14 protein-coding genes, 1 tRNA gene and 2 riboswitches are annotated in these 16,002 nt (G+C 63.0%); of the genes, 2 read left to right on the forward strand and 13 right to left on the reverse strand.

Translation table 11 applies throughout. The features are described 5' to 3' along the window. Positions 1-62: 62 nt before the first annotated feature. The 5 genes from BSG19_RS18635 to tesB form a co-directional block, all read right to left on the reverse strand. On the reverse strand, positions 63-2,705 hold the full coding sequence (locus BSG19_RS18635; protein ID WP_092989537.1) for an FtsK/SpoIIIE family DNA translocase: 2,643 nt from the start codon (positions 2,703-2,705) through the stop codon (positions 63-65). Positions 2,706-2,879: 174 nt separating this feature from the next. Beyond that, positions 2,880-3,212: a hypothetical protein gene (locus BSG19_RS18640; RefSeq protein ID WP_092989538.1), complete on the reverse strand. Its 333-nt coding sequence runs from the start codon at positions 3,210-3,212 to the stop codon at positions 2,880-2,882. A 255-nt stretch (positions 3,213-3,467) separates the two neighbouring features. Next, positions 3,468-4,904 carry an ammonium transporter gene (locus BSG19_RS18645; protein WP_092989539.1) on the reverse strand — a complete coding sequence of 479 codons (1,437 nt, stop codon included), beginning with the start codon at positions 4,902-4,904 and terminating at the stop codon, positions 3,468-3,470. Between the two features lie 30 nt (positions 4,905-4,934). Beyond that, on the reverse strand, positions 4,935-5,285 hold the full coding sequence (locus BSG19_RS18650; RefSeq protein WP_018328583.1) for a P-II family nitrogen regulator: 351 nt from the start codon (positions 5,283-5,285) through the stop codon (positions 4,935-4,937). A gap of 225 nt (positions 5,286-5,510) precedes the next feature. Then, on the reverse strand, positions 5,511-6,425 hold the full coding sequence (gene tesB, locus BSG19_RS18655; RefSeq protein WP_092989540.1) for an acyl-CoA thioesterase II: 915 nt from the start codon (positions 6,423-6,425) through the stop codon (positions 5,511-5,513). A 6-nt stretch (positions 6,426-6,431) separates the two neighbouring features. On the opposite strand from tesB, the gene BSG19_RS18660 reads away from it, so the two are divergent. Further along, positions 6,432-7,715 (forward strand): ubiquinone biosynthesis hydroxylase, encoded by a 1,284-nt coding sequence (locus tag BSG19_RS18660; RefSeq protein WP_092989656.1) that lies wholly within the window; start codon positions 6,432-6,434, stop codon positions 7,713-7,715. Positions 7,716-7,725: 10 nt separating this feature from the next. Here the strand turns inward: BSG19_RS18660 and BSG19_RS18665 are convergent, their stop codons facing one another. From BSG19_RS18665 to BSG19_RS18680, 4 genes are all read right to left on the reverse strand, one after another. Then, positions 7,726-7,914 carry a Trm112 family protein gene (locus BSG19_RS18665; RefSeq protein WP_092989541.1) on the reverse strand — a complete coding sequence of 63 codons (189 nt, stop codon included), beginning with the start codon at positions 7,912-7,914 and terminating at the stop codon, positions 7,726-7,728. Between the two features lie 8 nt (positions 7,915-7,922). Further along, entirely contained in the window at positions 7,923-8,588 is a 666-nt protein-coding gene (locus BSG19_RS18670) for an LON peptidase substrate-binding domain-containing protein (RefSeq protein ID WP_092989542.1), read from the reverse strand. Positions 8,589-8,751: 163 nt separating this feature from the next. Further along, positions 8,752-9,744 carry a thioredoxin gene (gene trxA / locus BSG19_RS18675; RefSeq protein WP_092989543.1) on the reverse strand — a complete coding sequence of 331 codons (993 nt, stop codon included), beginning with the start codon at positions 9,742-9,744 and terminating at the stop codon, positions 8,752-8,754. An 83-nt stretch (positions 9,745-9,827) separates the two neighbouring features. Then, positions 9,828-10,337, reverse strand: coding sequence for a prolyl-tRNA synthetase associated domain-containing protein (locus BSG19_RS18680; RefSeq protein WP_092989544.1), 510 nt, complete (start codon positions 10,335-10,337; stop codon positions 9,828-9,830). 318 nt (positions 10,338-10,655) lie between these two features. Here BSG19_RS18680 and BSG19_RS18685 point away from each other — a divergent pair. Continuing rightward, positions 10,656-10,730, forward strand: a tRNA-Gly gene (locus tag BSG19_RS18685). Positions 10,731-10,963: 233 nt separating this feature from the next. Here the strand turns inward: BSG19_RS18685 and BSG19_RS18690 are convergent. The 4 genes from BSG19_RS18690 to BSG19_RS18705 form a co-directional block, all read right to left on the reverse strand. Next, positions 10,964-11,968, reverse strand: coding sequence for an aldose epimerase family protein (locus BSG19_RS18690; RefSeq protein WP_092989545.1), 1,005 nt, complete (start codon positions 11,966-11,968; stop codon positions 10,964-10,966). Positions 11,969-12,070: 102 nt separating this feature from the next. After that, the gene (metA, locus tag BSG19_RS18695) at positions 12,071-12,994 is read right to left on the reverse strand and encodes a homoserine O-acetyltransferase MetA (protein WP_092989546.1); all 924 of its coding nucleotides are present in this window, start codon (positions 12,992-12,994) and stop codon (positions 12,071-12,073) included. Positions 12,995-13,043: 49 nt separating this feature from the next. Then, positions 13,044-13,121, reverse strand: a riboswitch (SAM riboswitch). A gap of 46 nt (positions 13,122-13,167) precedes the next feature. Then, a complete protein-coding gene (locus tag BSG19_RS18700; protein ID WP_092989547.1) occupies positions 13,168-15,003 on the reverse strand; it encodes an ABC-F family ATP-binding cassette domain-containing protein in 1,836 nt (611 codons plus the stop codon). A 2-nt stretch (positions 15,004-15,005) separates the two neighbouring features. Further along, positions 15,006-15,656, reverse strand: coding sequence for a thiamine diphosphokinase (locus tag BSG19_RS18705; RefSeq protein WP_092935782.1), 651 nt, complete (start codon positions 15,654-15,656; stop codon positions 15,006-15,008). Positions 15,657-15,793: 137 nt separating this feature from the next. Beyond that, positions 15,794-15,922, forward strand: a riboswitch (TPP riboswitch). Positions 15,923-16,002: the final 80 nt, after the last annotated feature.

Raw genomic sequence — 16,002 nt, forward strand, 5'->3', positions numbered from 1 at the left:
CCTCGTCACCACCAAATGGGGCGGAGATGTCAGCCTCGCCCAGAGGCCAGGACCGGGCGCCGTCAGCGTCCGGTGATCTCGTCTTCCGTCGGCACCAGGATCTCGCGCTTGCCAGCGTGGTTGGCCGCACTGATGATGCCTTCCTTCTCCATGCGCTCGATCAGCGAGGCCGCCCTGTTATAGCCGATGCCGAGGCGGCGCTGGACATAGGAGGTCGAGGCCTTTCCGTCCCGCAGAACGATTGCTACCGCCTGATCATAGGGGTCATCGGATTCCGCAAGATTGCCGGTGCCGGCCGGGCCGCCGCCGCTGCCGCCCTCATCGTCCTCGCCGTCATCCTCGGTGATCGCATCGAGATAATCCGGCGCGCCTTGCGTCTTCAGGTAGGAGACGATCTGCTCGACCTCGTTGTCCGACACGAACGGCCCATGGACACGCTGAATGCGCCCGCCCCCGGCCATGTAGAGCATGTCGCCCTGACCGAGCAGCTGTTCGGCACCCTGCTCTCCAAGAATGGTACGGCTGTCGATCTTCGACGTGACCTGGAAGGAAATGCGCGTCGGGAAGTTCGCCTTGATCGTGCCGGTGATGACATCGACGGACGGACGCTGCGTCGCCATGATCACATGGATGCCGGCCGCACGCGCCATCTGGGCAAGCCGCTGCACGGCCCCTTCGATGTCCTTGCCGGCCACCATCATCAGGTCGGCCATTTCGTCGATGATCACGACGATATAGGGCATCGGCTGAAGGTCGAATTCTTCCGTCTCGTAGGTCGCCTCGCCGGTCTGGCGGTCGAACCCGGTCTGCACGGTGCGGCTGATCGCCTCGCCCTTCTCCAGCGCCTGCTCGACGCGGGAATTGAAGCCGTCGATGTTGCGCACACCGATCTTCGACATCTTCTTGTAGCGCTCTTCCATCTCGCGCACCGTCCATTTCAGCGCCACCACGGCCTTCTTCGGATCGGTCACCACGGGCGAGAGCAGATGCGGGATACCGTCATAAACGGAGAGTTCGAGCATCTTCGGGTCGATCATGATCAGCCGGCACTGGTCTGGCGTCATGCGATAGAGGATCGACAGGATCATCGTGTTGATCGCGACCGATTTACCCGAGCCGGTCGTACCGGCGACGAGCAGATGCGGCATCTTGGCGATATCGGTGATGACGGGCTCGCCGCCGATCGTCTTGCCGAGCGCCATGGCAAGCTTTGCCTTGCTCCCTTCGAAGTCTCTGGAGCCGATGAGTTCGCGCAGATACACCGTCTCGCGGCGCTGGTTCGGCAGTTCGATGCCGATGGCGTTGCGGCCGGGCACGACGGCGACGCGGGCAGCGATCGCACTCATGGAGCGGGCGATATCGTCGGCAAGGCCGATGACGCGGGAGGACTTGATGCCGGGCGCCGGCTCCAGCTCGTAAAGCGTGACGACGGGGCCAGGGCGGACATGGATGATCTCACCCTTCACGCCGAAGTCTTCGAGCACGCCTTCCAGCATGCGGGCGTTCTGCTCCAGCGCATCGGCCGACAGCGTCGCATCGCGCACGACATTCTTCGGCTCGCTCAGGAACTCCAGCGGCGGCAGGGTAAAGGTGCCGTTGCCACTGCCCCGGCGCTCGAACGCGGCTTCCGGAGCGCGCGGCCGCGGCTGCGCGGCAACCACACGGCCGGGAACGGGCGCACGACGGGCCGGCGGCGCGAACGGCGCGTCGGCATCGCCCGAGAGAAGCCCCGACGGAAGCATATCGGCGTCGTCGGCATCGTCCTCGTCATCGGAATCATCCATATCGAAGCCGGGATCGATGGCGGGTGCGCCACGGCGCGCCGCGGCGGGACCATCCATCGAGGGCTCGACGCGTATGGCGGATTTGCGCCGCACCGGCTCGTTCAGCGTGCCGAATTCGTCATCGTTGAAATCATACGGCTCATCGAAATCGCGCTCGGGCGCAGGCTTGCGGCGGGCAAGACCGAAAAGGCGGCGGAAACGGGCCTGCGTCGTATAGCGCATATGTGTGAAGGCGCCGGCGAGGAACATGACGAACCCGCCGCCCGTCTCGTCGTCCTCGATTTCGTCGCGCACGGTCTTCGCCTTGCTGGGCGTAATCACCGGCGCTTCCTCCTCATCAGGATCGGCCACGCCGAAGAGACCGGCGGCGTAGACGAGGAAGACCGTCGCGGGAATGGCGATGATCGAACCGAGCACGGTGGCGAAGGTGCCGGTCGGATATTCCCCGGTGATCAGCGCGGGCAGGCGCAGGATCATGTCGCCGAACACGCCGCCAAGGCCGTTGGGTAGTGGCCAGGTGACCGGCGCCGGCACGCAGGAGAGCGCCGCTGCCGCCAGCACCGAGCCAATGAACCAGCAGGCGCCGCGCTTTATGACCTTGTCGAACGGCTTGTTGCCAATCAGGACCAGCGCCCAGGCCAGAACGGGCAACAGAGCCACGACGCTGCCGATCCCGAAAAACTGCATCATGCCGTCGGCAAAGGCCGCGCCGCCCGTACCGAGAATATTGGTCGGGGGATTGGACGTGGCGTAGGAGAAGCTGGGGTCGGCGACGTTCCACGTGGAAAGGGCTGCGACCGCAGCCATCAGCAGCGCGAACAGCGCGTACCCGGCAAGCGCCACCGACTGGCGCCACACGAAGGCCGACAGCACGAACCTGTCGGACCGGGTGTCGAATGTCGCCTGATTGCTTCTTGCCATGGAAAATCTGCCTGTCCTGATCGCTTAAAGCGCCCTGATCGTCCGAAACGCCCGATCGTCTGAAAGAAAAGGCGCCCCAGCCCGCAGGGTAGGCAGAGAGAGTTAAGGCTCGATTAACCATGCCCGCCTGAACGGCAAGGACCGGAAAAAATCGACGTCTGAGTCATGCTGGCGCTACAGAACGGCCTGATCGCCGATGCCAAGTGCCCGCTGGGCATCCCGCACCCGCTCCGGCGCATCTGCCAGCTTGTAGCCGGCCTCGATCAGCCGCGTCGTATGGATCTTGTTGTAGATGAACGCCCAGATGATTCCGACGATGAACCAGCCGAGACCGACGCCGATGAAGCCGGCGATCATACCCACAACGATCATGCCGAGCCCTATCCCGACGTCACCCCGTAGCAGCGCCGGAATGCCGCCGAAGAAGAGACTGGTCCAGCTGAAGCCGAAATAGCCGATCTTCGTCAGACCGGTGCCAGGATGTTGAAGGCGGATCGCAGTGGCCATGATGTCCTCTTTAGGAAAACCGGAAGTTCAGAAGATTGAAGGACGATGTCAATCCGCAAACGGCGCGGGCTTGAGCGCCAACCGTGGTGGAGGCGTGTCAGAGAACGAAAGACAGGCCGGAAGAAGACCGGAAACGACGCAGCAGAGTGGCCCTGGAGAATGCGAAAGCCCGGCAAGTGATTGCCGGGCCTGAAGAACGTTTGCCTGAGGATGATAGAGGAGATCAGCTTGCGGCCGATCTCCTCTAAAAAGCGCTTACGAGTGGTAGGCAGCTTCGCCATGGCTTGCGAGGTCGAGACCTTCGCGTTCGGCTTCGACCGGGACGCGCAGGCCGACGATGACGTCCACGACCTTGTAGAGGATCGCCGAGCCGATGCCCGACCACAGGACCGTAACGATGACGCCCTTCAGCTGAGCCCAGACCTGCGTTGCCGTGCCGGCATAGGAGGCTGCGAAATCGGCCGTCGAGTAATCGACAATGCCGGCGCCGCCAAGCGCGGGATTGACGAACACACCGGTGAGCAACGCACCGACGATGCCGCCGACGCAGTGAACGCCGAACACGTCAGCCGTGTCGTCATAGCCGAACTTGTTCTTCACCGTGGAGACGAAGAAGTAGCAGAGCGGGGAGACGATGAGACCCATGACGATCGCGCCCATCGGGCCGACGAAGCCGGCGGCAGGCGTGATGACGACGAGGCCGGCGACGGCACCCGAAGCGGCACCGAGCATGGAGGCCTTGCCACGCGTGAAGGTTTCCAGGATCGACCAGGAGATGATCGCGGCAGCCGTCGCGACAAAGGTGTTGATCATGGCGAGAACGGCATAGGCGTTGGCTTCGAGGTTGGAGCCGGCATTGAAGCCGAACCAGCCGACCCAGAGCAGCGAGGCGCCGATCATGGTCATGGTCATGGAGTGCGGAGCCATCATGTCCTTGCCGTAGCCTGTGCGCTTGCCGACCATGAGTGCGCCGACCAGACCGGCGATACCGGCATTGATGTGAACTACGGTGCCGCCTGCGAAGTCGATCGCGCCGAAGCCGAAGATGAGGCCGGTCGGGCCGTCGTAGGCGCTCGGGCCGCCCCAGAACCAGACCATGTGGGCCATCGGGAAGTAGACGAAGGTCAGCCACAGGATGGTGAAGAGGATGACGGCCGAGAACTTGATGCGTTCGGCGAAGGCACCGATGATCAGGCCGGGCGTAATGGCCGCGAACGTCATCTGGAAGCAGACGAAGACAAGTTCGGGAATGGCCACGCCCTTGGAGAAGCTTTCCGACAGCGTCGTGACATCGACGCCCGACAGGAACATCTTGGAGAAGCCGCCGATGAAGCTGTTCAGCGAACCACCGTCGGTAAAGGCGAGCGAGTAGCCATAGGTAACCCAGACGATCATGGCGACGGCCGCGACCATCATCACCTGCATCAGGACGGACAGCATGTTCTTGGTGCGCATCAGGCCGCCGTAGAACAGTGCCAGCCCCGGCACCGTCATCAGAAGCACGAGGATGGTGGACAGAAGCATCCAGGTCGTATCGCCCTTGTCGACCGTCATGGCCGGTGCAGCGGCAGCAGCCGTTTCGGCGACGGCCGGGGCCGCGGTATCCTGTGCGAATGCGACAACCGGCGCCAGGAAGGCGGCCGTTGCGGCGCCGAAGCGTCCGAGGGTTGTCGAGAATGTGTGAGATGTCATGTGAAGAAAGCTCCCTCTAACAGCCGTTGCTTACAGCGCTTCTGAATCGGTTTCGCCGGTACGAATGCGCACCGCATGGTCAATGGAGTAGACGAAGATCTTGCCGTCGCCGATCTGGCCGGTCTTGGCGGAAGACGCGATCGCTTCGACGGCCTTGTCCACGATCTCGGAAGCGACGGCGATTTCGATCTTGAGCTTCGGCAGGAAGCTGACGGCGTATTCGGTGCCGCGGTAGATTTCGGTATGCCCCTTCTGGCGGCCGTAGCCCTTCACTTCCGTGACGGTCAGGCCCTGAATTCCAACGGCGGTGAGCGCTTCGCGAACCTCATCGAGCTTGAACGGCTTGATAATGGCCATCACAATTTTCATCTGGTTTCCCATCCTTGTTCATCTGCGGCTCACGTGCCGTCTGTGCATGCCGATGAGCCTTGTTTCCCCAACGACCGCCAAGTTCTATTCAAGGCGCGTGCCAGTTCCGCGTCGTCGTGAAAAATAGATGAAATGACACGAAATCACCGCATTCACCGAGGGACAGCCGATGAAACGTTAAATATTCGCCAGATTTTCCGTCTAAAAATTGTGCAAATTTAAAAAATTGCTCACAGATTAGTCATTTGCCTTTTTCCGAATCAGTCCCTCCTGAGCGACGGATGCGATCAGGTTTCCCGAACGGTCGAACAGACTGCCACGGTTCATGCCGCGCGCGCCGCTCGTACTGGGGCTGTCCTGCGTGTAGAGGAGCCAGTCGTCGAGCCTCACCGGGCGATGGAACCACATGGCATGATCGAGGCTCGCCACCTGCAGACTGCGGTCGAAGATCGAGGTGCCATGAGCGCGCAGCGACGTGTCGAGCAGCGTCATGTCGGAGAGATAGGCAAGCACCGCTGCTTGCATCGGCCGGTTGTCAGGCACGGCTCCCGTCGCCTTGACCCAGACATGCTGGACCGGCTCCTGACGCTCGCGCGAGAAATAGTGCTTCAGCGACACCGGACGGATCTCGATCGGGCGCGGCTGCTCCCAGTAGCGACGGATCGCCCCCGGGGCGTTCGCCAGAAACATCGCCTTCATCTCGGCTTCGCCCATCAGCTCTTCCGGCTGTGGGACCGATGGCGGTGACACGTGATGTTCGAGCCCGCCTTCCTCCACCTGGAAGGAGGCCGACAGCGCGAAGATCGCCGCGCCATGCTGGATCGCCACCACACGCCGCGTGGTGAAGCTGCCGCCGTCGCGGATCCGGTCGACCTCGTAGATGATCGGGACAGCCGGATCGCCCGGCCGCATGAAATAGGCATGCAGCGAATGCACGAAGCGGTCCGCCGTCACCGTACGTTGCGCAGCCACCAGCGCCTGCCCGATCACCTGCCCGCCGAACACGCGTTGCCAGCCCACCTGCGGCGACACGCCGCGGAAAAGGTTTTCCTCCAGCGTTTCCAGATCGAGCGTCTGCAGGAGAACGTCCATCGCCGTTTCCGTCGCGGCGGCCTCGGACAAGGCAGGTTCGGGCAGGGCATCATTGGACATTGCGCGATCTCCGGCGGTAGGAAGCATGACGTCGATGATCTATATAGGGCGCAAGCACAAGAGCGAAGGACGAGACGGATGATCGATCTATTGGTGGCAGGCGGCGGATATGTCGGGCTCTCGCTGGCGGTTGCGGTCAAGACGGCGGCGCCACACCTCTCGGTGACGCTCATCGACGGCGCCCCGGACGGTGCCTGGCGCGGTGACGAGCGGGCCTCCGCCATCGCCGCCGCGGCCTCCTCGATGCTCGACGTCTTGGGTATATGGCAGACCATCGCGCCGGAGGCCGAGCCGATCCGCCGCATGGTCATCACGGACTCCAAGACCGCCGATCCCGTGCGCCCCGTGTTCCTGACCTTCGAGGGTGAGCCGGACGCGGATCGCCCCTTCGCGCACATGGTCCCGAATGTCGCATTGGTTGGCGCCCTGCGCGAGAAGGCGGCGAGCCTCGGCATCGATATCCGTCCGTCGACCACCGCGAGCGGCTTTACCGCCGACGATCACGCGGTTCGGCTGAAGCTTGCCGATGGGAGCGAGATCGAGGCCCGCCTGCTGGTCGCCTGTGACGGTGTGCGCTCCAGGCTGCGCGACGCGGCCGGCATCAAGACGGTGAATTTCGACTATGCCCAGTCCGGCATCGTCACCACGGTCGAGCACGAGCGGCCGCATGACGGCACCGCCGAGGAGCACTTCCTGCCGGCAGGCCCGTTCGCCACGCTGCCTCTCAAAGGCAATCGCTCGTCGCTCGTCTGGACCGAGCGGACGGAGGACGCGAACCGCCTGATCGAAAGCGACGATCTCGTCTTCGAGGCCGAACTCGAACGTCGCTTCGGCTACAAGCTCGGAGCCCTGAAAGTGGTCGGCGGCCGCCGCGCCTTTCCGCTCGGCCTGACGCTTGCCCGCGCCTTCGTCGCCAACCGCTTCGCGCTGGCCGGCGACTCCGCTCATGGCATCCACCCCATTTCCGGGCAAGGCCTCAATCTCGGATTCAAGGATGTCGCCGCGCTGGCCGAAACCATCGTCGATGCAGACCGCCTCGGCCTCGACATCGGCTCGCTCGCCGTCCTTGAGCGCTACCAGACCTGGCGCCGTTTCGACACGTTCCGTATGGGCGTGACGACGGATGTGCTGAACCGACTGTTCTCGAACGACATCATGCCCGTGCGCATGATGCGCGACCTTGGACTTGGCATTGTGGATCGCCTGACACCGCTGAAGTCTTTCTTCATCCGTCAGGCGGGTGCCGCTGCGAGCAGCGATCCGAAGCTGCTGACAGGCAGGGCAATCTAGATCGGACGCATCAGTCCTCGATCTTGCGCGCCTCGGAGATCAGCATGATGGGAATGCCGTCGCGAATGGGATAGGCGAGACGCGCCTTTTCCGAGATGAGTTCGTTTTCCGCCGCATGATAGCTCAGCCGGCCCTTGGTGAGCGGGCAGACGAGAAGCTCAAGCAGCTTCGGATCGACGCGGCGGGTCCTCTCGTCCATCTCAACGCCTATTGCAGCATGGTTTCGATGTCGCCAAACGTCTTCGCCAGAACGATCTCGGTGATAGCGATCAACGTATCGGCGCGCGTCTTCAGGTCCGGTGCCTCCAGCAGCGCCTGCTTCTCGGCCGGGCCATAAGGCAGCATCATGGCCATGGAGTTGACCAGCGTCGTGTTGCCGGCACGCTCCACGCTCTCCCAGTCGGCTTCCAGCTTGTTGGTGTCGAGATAGGCCTTGAAGGCGGCAAGCAGCGCTTCGCGGTCGACCTGCGCCTCATCCTCGGATTCGGTGAGATCGCCGGCAAAGGGCGTGATCTTGAAGGTTCGGTAGCCCTTCACCGGATGCATTTCGTCAAACAGGCGGAAGCGGCAAATGCCGGTGAGCGACGTGATGTAGCGCCCGTCCTCCATTTCGGCAAACGACGTGATGCGACCGACGCAGCCGACCTGACAAAGCGCCTGACTATCCTCGCTATGATCGGTCAGCGAGGGCTGCACCATGCCGATCAGCCGGTTGCCACACAGTGCGTCGTCGAACATGGCGAGATAGCGCGGCTCGAAAATGTTGAGCGGCAGCTGCGAGCCCGGCAGCAACAGAACGCCGGTCAGCGGAAACACCGGAATGACATCCGGAATATCCCGTGGCTTCAGGTAACGTGCATTTCCGACCTGCATCTCAGGCAAACTCCGCCGTATCTCGGGCAACGGGCCGATCATCGGCCCGTCCGCCTCGCATTATGGGATGAGATGGTGCGCTTGCCGGAAATCTCAAGCGGGAAACATGCTTTCCCGGACGCGGCATTTTGAACCGGAAGAAACGCCTCCGGGACGAAAAAGTTCAGGAGAACAGGATAGCCGACATCTTGCGACGTGCAGACAGCGTTGCCGGATCGGCAGGACCCCAGACCTCGAAGAACTCGACCAGCGCCCGGCGAGCGCCATCGTCTTCAAACGCGCGGTCGCGCCGCATGATTGCCAGCAGGTGCTCGGCCGCCGCCTGGCGGTCGCCTTCGACATTGCGGATCTTGGCGAGGTTCAATCGAGCGGCATGGTCGTCGGGATTGGCAAGGAGGGCCGCTTCCAGCGCCTTGGGATCACCGAGCTTGCGGGCCTCATCGATCTGGTCGAGACGCTTGAGAAGTGCAGAGACCTGCGGATCGGTCTTCTGCTCGTCGGAGAGTTCGGAGAGGATCTCCCGTGCCTGATCGAGCGCGTCGGATGCGATCATCACTTCGGCGAGCCCGGCCCGTGCCGGCAGATTTTCCGGCTCGACCTGAAGCACGGAGGCGAAGATGCCGCCGGCATTCTGAAGATCGCCAGCGTCCAGCAGCTGCTTCGCCTCGACAAGCGCCGCCTCGATCTCGGCCGCCTGATCGTCGACCGCGGGCCCGGCAATCTTCTCGATGAAAGCCCGGATCTGGCTTTCGGGAACCGCACCCATGAAACCATCCGCCGGACGGCCATTGACGAAGGCAACCACGGCCGGGATGGACTGGATGCCGAGCTGGCCTGCAATCGACGGGTGATCGTCAATGTTCATCTTGACGAGCTTCACCCGTCCGCCCGCCTCCGTCACCACCTTCTCGATGATCGGCGTCAGCTGCTTGCACGGGCCGCACCAGGGCGCCCAGAAATCGACCAGAACCGGCAGGTCGCGGGAGGCTTCCAGCACGTCGCGCGTAAACGTCGCCGTTGTCGTGTCGGAGATGAGGGCTCCGCCGCTGGCGGGTGCAGCCGCGGCGGGCATCGCCGAACTGGGCGCGCCGCCATAGGTCGCTGTCGCACTCATCTGGCTGCCGTAGGAACCGGAATAGGGATTGTTGCCGCTCATCGAATGCTCCTTGCGGGGGCATGCGCAGCCCCGATCCTGTCCTGACCGGATGAGATCCGGCACTTGCCCTCAAAGATCGTATGTCAGGCCGTGACTTTCAAGACAAGCGGCACATGCCCGGTCGCCTCGGCAAAGCGGATGAGGTCCTTCGACGCCAGCGACGTCGTGGCGTCGTTCGTCAGCGGGTGGCAGTTGACGATGTCCTCGCGCATCAGGTCCGCATCCAGCACCAGCGTCACGGCACCGGCGTGGTCGTTGATGACGCCGAGCGCGGTCACGGCACCGGGGATGACGCCCAGATACTCCATCAGCTTCTCCGGCTTTCCGAAGGAGACCTTGCTTGCGGCACCGATCAGCGTGTGCACCGTCTTCAGGTCGACCGTCGCATGCTCCTCGACCGTCAGGAGGAAGTAATTGTCCTTCTTGTCCTTCACGAACAGGTTCTTTGTATGCCCGCCGGGGATCTCGTCGCGAAGCGAGACCGATTCGGCCACCGTGAACACCGGCGCATGCCGTTTCGTCTGGTGTGCGATCCCGAGATCATCGAGAAAGCGGAAAAGATCCTCTGCCGTCTTCGGCTGTGCATCGGTCATGTCGTGGCTCCTGTCTCTGCTGCCATGTGATTACGAAGCGCCAGTCCGCGATGCAATCGCAGAGGCGACAGTGGCCGTCTCCAGAGCGCGGCGCAAGACGACCGACCGTGCCACCGCGTGGCATGAGACATCCACCCCGTTAAAAATCCGAACACAAAAATATTTATATTCAATGGGTTAAAAGAAATTCCAGCATTTTTTCTCTACTCCCGTCATTTCCCTGTTGCATTTCCAAATCGGGTGAGCGATATAGCGCCCGTCGCCAACGAAAACGGTGACGCCACGGTCCACCGACTACCCCCGGACCTTGGTTGAAGAGCGGGTGTAGCTCAGGGGTAGAGCACAACCTTGCCAAGGTTGGGGTCGAGCGTTCGAATCGCTTCACCCGCTCCATTTTTTCCAATCACAACATGATGAAAAGTCGGCGCCTGCCAAGGTGCGCCGTTCCAGGCAGTATGCCGTTATCTGGCGCTGAATGATGCTGGCACTGACGTGCATTGCTGCGCTTCAACCTGTCTTGCCCGACACGAAGCCAGCGGCCGACGTTCTCCGGGAAGCCCACGCGATGATGATCGACAGAGCGTGAGAAACCGGAGTGCGCCCGGATGAACGCACTCCTCACCTCATCAGCTCTTCGAGAAGATATAGTCCGTTTCCTGGCGCAACGTTTCGCCGGGGCGCAGAATGGCGTTCGGGAAGCCCTCGTGGTTGACGGCGTCCGGCCAGATCTGGGTTTCCAGGCAGAAGCCTGCAAACGGGCCGTAGCTGCGGCCTTCGAGGCCCGGAACGGGCGTCTTCAGCTTGAAACCGGAATAGAACTGAACCCCGGGTTCCGTCGTGCGGACTTCCAGAGAGACGCCGGAATCGATGCTACGAACCAATGCGGCAGACCGCTTGGGGCCGCGCTCGGGCGACAGGCAGAAATTATGGTCGTAGAGCACCTTTTCGCCTTCGGTCTGGCGGCTCATGGAGGTCATCTCGCGCAGATCGAACACCGTGCCTTCGACCGAAGCAATGTTACCGGTCGGGATCTGATGCTCGTTCGTCGGCAGGTAATGATCGGCCGCGATCATGATGTCGTGACCGAGCGTGTCGGGGCGACCATCGAGATTGAAATAGGTGTGCTGGCAGAGATTGGCGATCGTCGGCGCATCCGTCGTCGCCGTATAGGTGACGCTGAGGCACCCATGTCCGGAAAGCCGGTAGGTCGCATTGATCTCGCAGGTGCCGGGATAGCCGGCGCGACCTGCGGGATCGACGATCTTCAGCGACACAGAATCTTCGGAGACATCGACGATGGTCCACAGGCGCTTGGCAATGCCGTCGCTGCCGCCATGGAGATGCGTCACGCCCTTCTCGTTCAGTTCCAGCTGGAAGTCCTCGCCGTCGATCGTAAAGCGCCCGTCACCGATGCGGTTGGCGGAGCGCCCGGGCGTTGCTCCGAAGTAGGAGGAGTGGGCGGGATAGTCGTCGAACGCCTCGAAGCCGAGCACCAGCGGCGGGGCATGCCCCTCAAGCCGCAGGTCCTGAATAACGGCGCCCCAGGACATGACGTTCGCAGTCAGCCCGCCCCCGCGGATCGTCACGCGGTGCACGGGTTCGCCCGTCTTCAGATGGCCGAAAATCTCCATTGCAGTGCTGCTCGTCAAAATATGGTCCTCGCTCTTGTCCGGTCGCAGCACCACCGGGCACCGCCGACCTCATCCTGTCCCGCGTCCATCGCGGAAAACCTGTCAGCGGCCCTTGCCGATCTCGCTCAGCTCGTAGGGCGTGGTCTGGTAGATATCGTTGATCCAGTTGCCAAACAGCAGATGCGCATGGCTGCGCCAGCGGTTCAGCGGCGGCAGATCGGGATCGTTATGCGGAAAATAATTATACGGCATCTTGATGGGAACGCCGGCATTCACGTCACGGAAATACTCGTCCGAGAGGGACGTCGAATCATATTCCACGTGGTTGAACACATAAAGACGATTGCCGGCCTTCTCATGCACGAAGCAGACGCCCATCTCGTCGGATTCCATCAGGATCTCCAGCCCCGGAACCGTCTGGATATCTTCGCGGCGCACCTCGGTCCAGCGCGACACGGGAATCTGGAAATCGTCGGAGAAGCCGCTGAGATAGACCGAAGACGGGTTGAGATTGTGGTGGCGATAGACGCCAAAGGCCTTCTCGCGAAGCGCGTGCTTCGGCACGCCATGGAAATGATAGATCGCCGCCATCGCGCCCCAGCAGATGTTGAGCGTCGAATGGACATGGCTGTGCGTCCAGTCGAAGATCTGCTGCATCTCCTCCCAGTAGGTGACCTCCTCGAAGGGCAGCAGTTCCACCGGCGCGCCGGTGATGATCAGCCCGTCGAAATGCCGCTCGCGGACATCCTCGAATGTCTCGTAGAAGGCGAGCAGGTGATCTTCCGACGTGTTCTTCGCCTTGTGGCTGCCGAGACGGATCAGCGTGAACTCGACCTGCAGCGGGGACGCGCCGACCAGGCGCGCCATCTGCACCTCGGTCTTGATCTTGTTCGGCATGAGGTTGAGAAGCCCGATCTGCAGCGGCCGGATATCCTGGCGGATGGCGGCCGTTTCGGTCATCACCCGCACACCCTCGGAGACGAGGGTTTCGAAGGCGGGCAGCGTATCGGGTATCTTGATGGGCATCGGCTTCACTCGGAATAACGACACCGGCCGAGATGGAGGGCAGCGGGCGAAACATCGTCCCACGGCCCTTTAGCGACTTGTTTAACGTGGCTGCAAGCCGGCCGGCCAAATCACCACGCCGCAAGTCATAGACCCGATGCCACCCCGAATCAAGGATGGCGCTGTGCGGCGGCCTATCCCTCCAGCTCTTCGCGCAGCATCTCCAACTCCAGCCATTCGCCTTCCATCCTCTCGATGGAGGCGCGCAGCTTTTCAAGCTCGGCGGCAAGCGCTGCAAAGCGGTCCGGATTCTTGGTGAAGAGCTTCGGGTCGGCCATCTCGGCCTCGCGTTTGGCGATCTCGCCTTGCGCCTTCTCCATCTCCTTCGGCAGGTTCTCCAGCGCGAACTTCTGCTTGAAGGAGAGCTTCCCCTTGGCCGGCTTGCCGGAAGCGCCCTGCCCCGACGTTTGTGCAGCACCGGTCTGACGAGCCTTTTCCGCCTTCTCGGCCCGCTTGCGCTCGTCCGCCACGCCCTTGCGCTGGACCATCATGTCGGAATAGCCGCCGGCATATTCGATCCAGCGGCCATCCGGCGCTTCCGGATCGGCCGGCGCGATGGTGGAGGTCACCGTACGGTCGAGGAAGTCGCGATCATGGCTGACGAGAATGACCGTGCCGGCAAAGCCTGCCACGATCTCCTGCAACAGGTCGAGCGTCTCGATGTCCAGGTCGTTGGTCGGTTCGTCGAGGATCAGGAGGTTCGTCGGGCGCGACAGGATGCGCGCCAGCATGAGCCGCGCCCGCTCGCCACCGGAGAGGTTCTTGATCGGCGTGCGCGCCTGTTCCGGCTGGAACAGGAACTCCTTCATGTAGCCGGTCACATGCCGCTGCTCGCCATTGACCAGCAGCGTCTCGCCGCGCCCGTCGGTCAGGTAATTGGCCAGCGTATCCTCGAGGTTCAGGTCCTCGCGCTTCTGGTCGAGCGTGGCGATCTCGAGGTTGGTGCCGAGCTTCACCTTGCCCTCGTCGGGCTTCAGCTGGCCGGTCAGCATCTTCAAAAGCGTGGTCTTGCCGGCCCCGTTCGGGCCGACGAGACCGATGCAGTCACCGCGATGCACCCGGATGGAGAAGGGCGCGACGATGGTTCGCGGACCATAGGCCTTGGTGATCTTCTCCGCCTCGATCACCAGCTTGCCGGACTCCTGCGCGTCCGAGACGCTCGCCTGCACGGAGCCCTGCGGCCCCTTGTGGCCGCGATAATTGGAGCGCAGATCCTGCAACGCGCCGAGGCGGCGCATGTTGCGCTTGCGCCGGGCGGTCACACCATAGCGCAGCCAGTGCTCCTCCCGCTCGATCTGCTTGCCGAGCTTGTGCTGCTCCAGCTCCTCCTGTTCCAGCACCTGGTCGCGCCAGGCTTCGAACTGGCCGAACCCCCGGTCGAGCCGGCGCGAGGTGCCGCGATCGAGCCAAACGGTGGCGGTCGAGACCTTTTCCAGAAAGCGACGGTCATGCGAAATGAGGATGAGGGCGCTGCGGGTCTTCTGTAGCTCGCCTTCCAGCCACTCGATGGTTGGCAGGTCCAGATGGTTGGTCGGCTCGTCGAGCATGAGGATGTCAGGCTCGGGCGCCAGCACCCGGGCGAGTGCTGCGCGGCGGGCCTCGCCACCGGAGAGATCGTTCGGATTCTCCTCGCCGCTCAAGCCCAGATGCGAGAGAAGATAGGTCACCCGATAGGGATCGTCGCCCGGCCCGAGGCCCGCTTCGGCATAGGCCTGCACAGTGGTATAGGCCCCGAAATCCGGCGCCTGCTCCAGATAGCGCACGGTGGACGACGGATGCCGGAACACCTCCCCCGACTGCGGCTCGATCAGCCCGGCTGCGATCTTGAGCAGCGTCGATTTGCCGGAGCCGTTGCGGCCGACGAGGCAGATCCGGTCGCCCGGCTCCACCTGCAGCGCCGCGCCGTTGAGCAGCGGCGTGCCGCCGAAGGTCAGCACGATATCGTCGAGTTTCAGAATGGGCGGCGCCATGGTCAGGCTCCTGTCATGTCGAGGGGGCGGGCGAGAAGCATCGCGCGGCCCGTGCCAAGCGTCAGCCGCACGGGTCCTTCCGCCACGTTGGAAAGGGTGCGCGACGACCCGAAGGGCACCGCGAAACGGGCGAGCGAATACCGTGCGCCCGCAATGGAAAGATCGCTCAGTGTATCGAGACCGAGCACGGAGAAGAGGCAGCCTTTCGGCAAATCCATCTCGGTGATGCCGGGCAGCAGCGGCACTGCTTCCTCCTCGCCCGAAGTCAGGAGCACGTCGAGCCCCGTCTCGGCAAGGTGCAGGCCGTGCAACAGGTGCTGGAAGGCATGGTCGCTACGCTCGCCGCCAAGCGCGCCGGCAAGGATGAGCCGCGTTGCACCACGCTCCAGTGCCGCCGCCACGGCGATCTCGCCGTCCGTCTCGTTCTTGGCCGGCGGATAGGGCTCGCGTGGTACGTCCGGCCAGGCGGCGATCAGCGCTGCCGGCGTCGAGTCGAAATCGCCGACCCAGAGCTCCGGTGTCAACCCGATGGCGTCCGCGTGCCGCATGCCGCCATCGGCGGCGATCACGCGCGTGCCGGCAAGTTGCGCGGCCAGCCGGTCGGTCATCGTCAGCGGCCCGCCGAGCAGGATGGTGAATGCGGTTGCGGTCATCGCGCTGCCATAGCGCGAAGCAGCCCCGGAGGCAAAGGTCAAAGGGTGTGAAAGTCCCGAACGGCATGGCGCTTTCGCATCCGCGCATCCTGCAACCTTGGATCTTGCCAAGGGGCGGCACCGCGTCTAGATCTTTGCATGCTCTAACGGGGTGCCTTTTCAGCGCGACGATCCTTCGTCGCGGGAAGACGGGCTGAGAGGCTGAAAGCCAACCCGCGGAACCTGATCCGGTTAGCACCGGCGGAGGGATTAGACGGCTCGCAAGCGCTACTCCCCTTGAAACACGTATTTTTTGAAGGAGGCGCGCATGCGCAGCACATGGCTTTTCACCACCACGACACCTCTG

Origin of the sequence: Rhizobium sp. NFR03 (genome assembly GCF_900111275.1) — a bacterium.
Taxonomy (GTDB): Bacteria; Pseudomonadota; Alphaproteobacteria; order Rhizobiales; family Rhizobiaceae; genus Ferranicluibacter.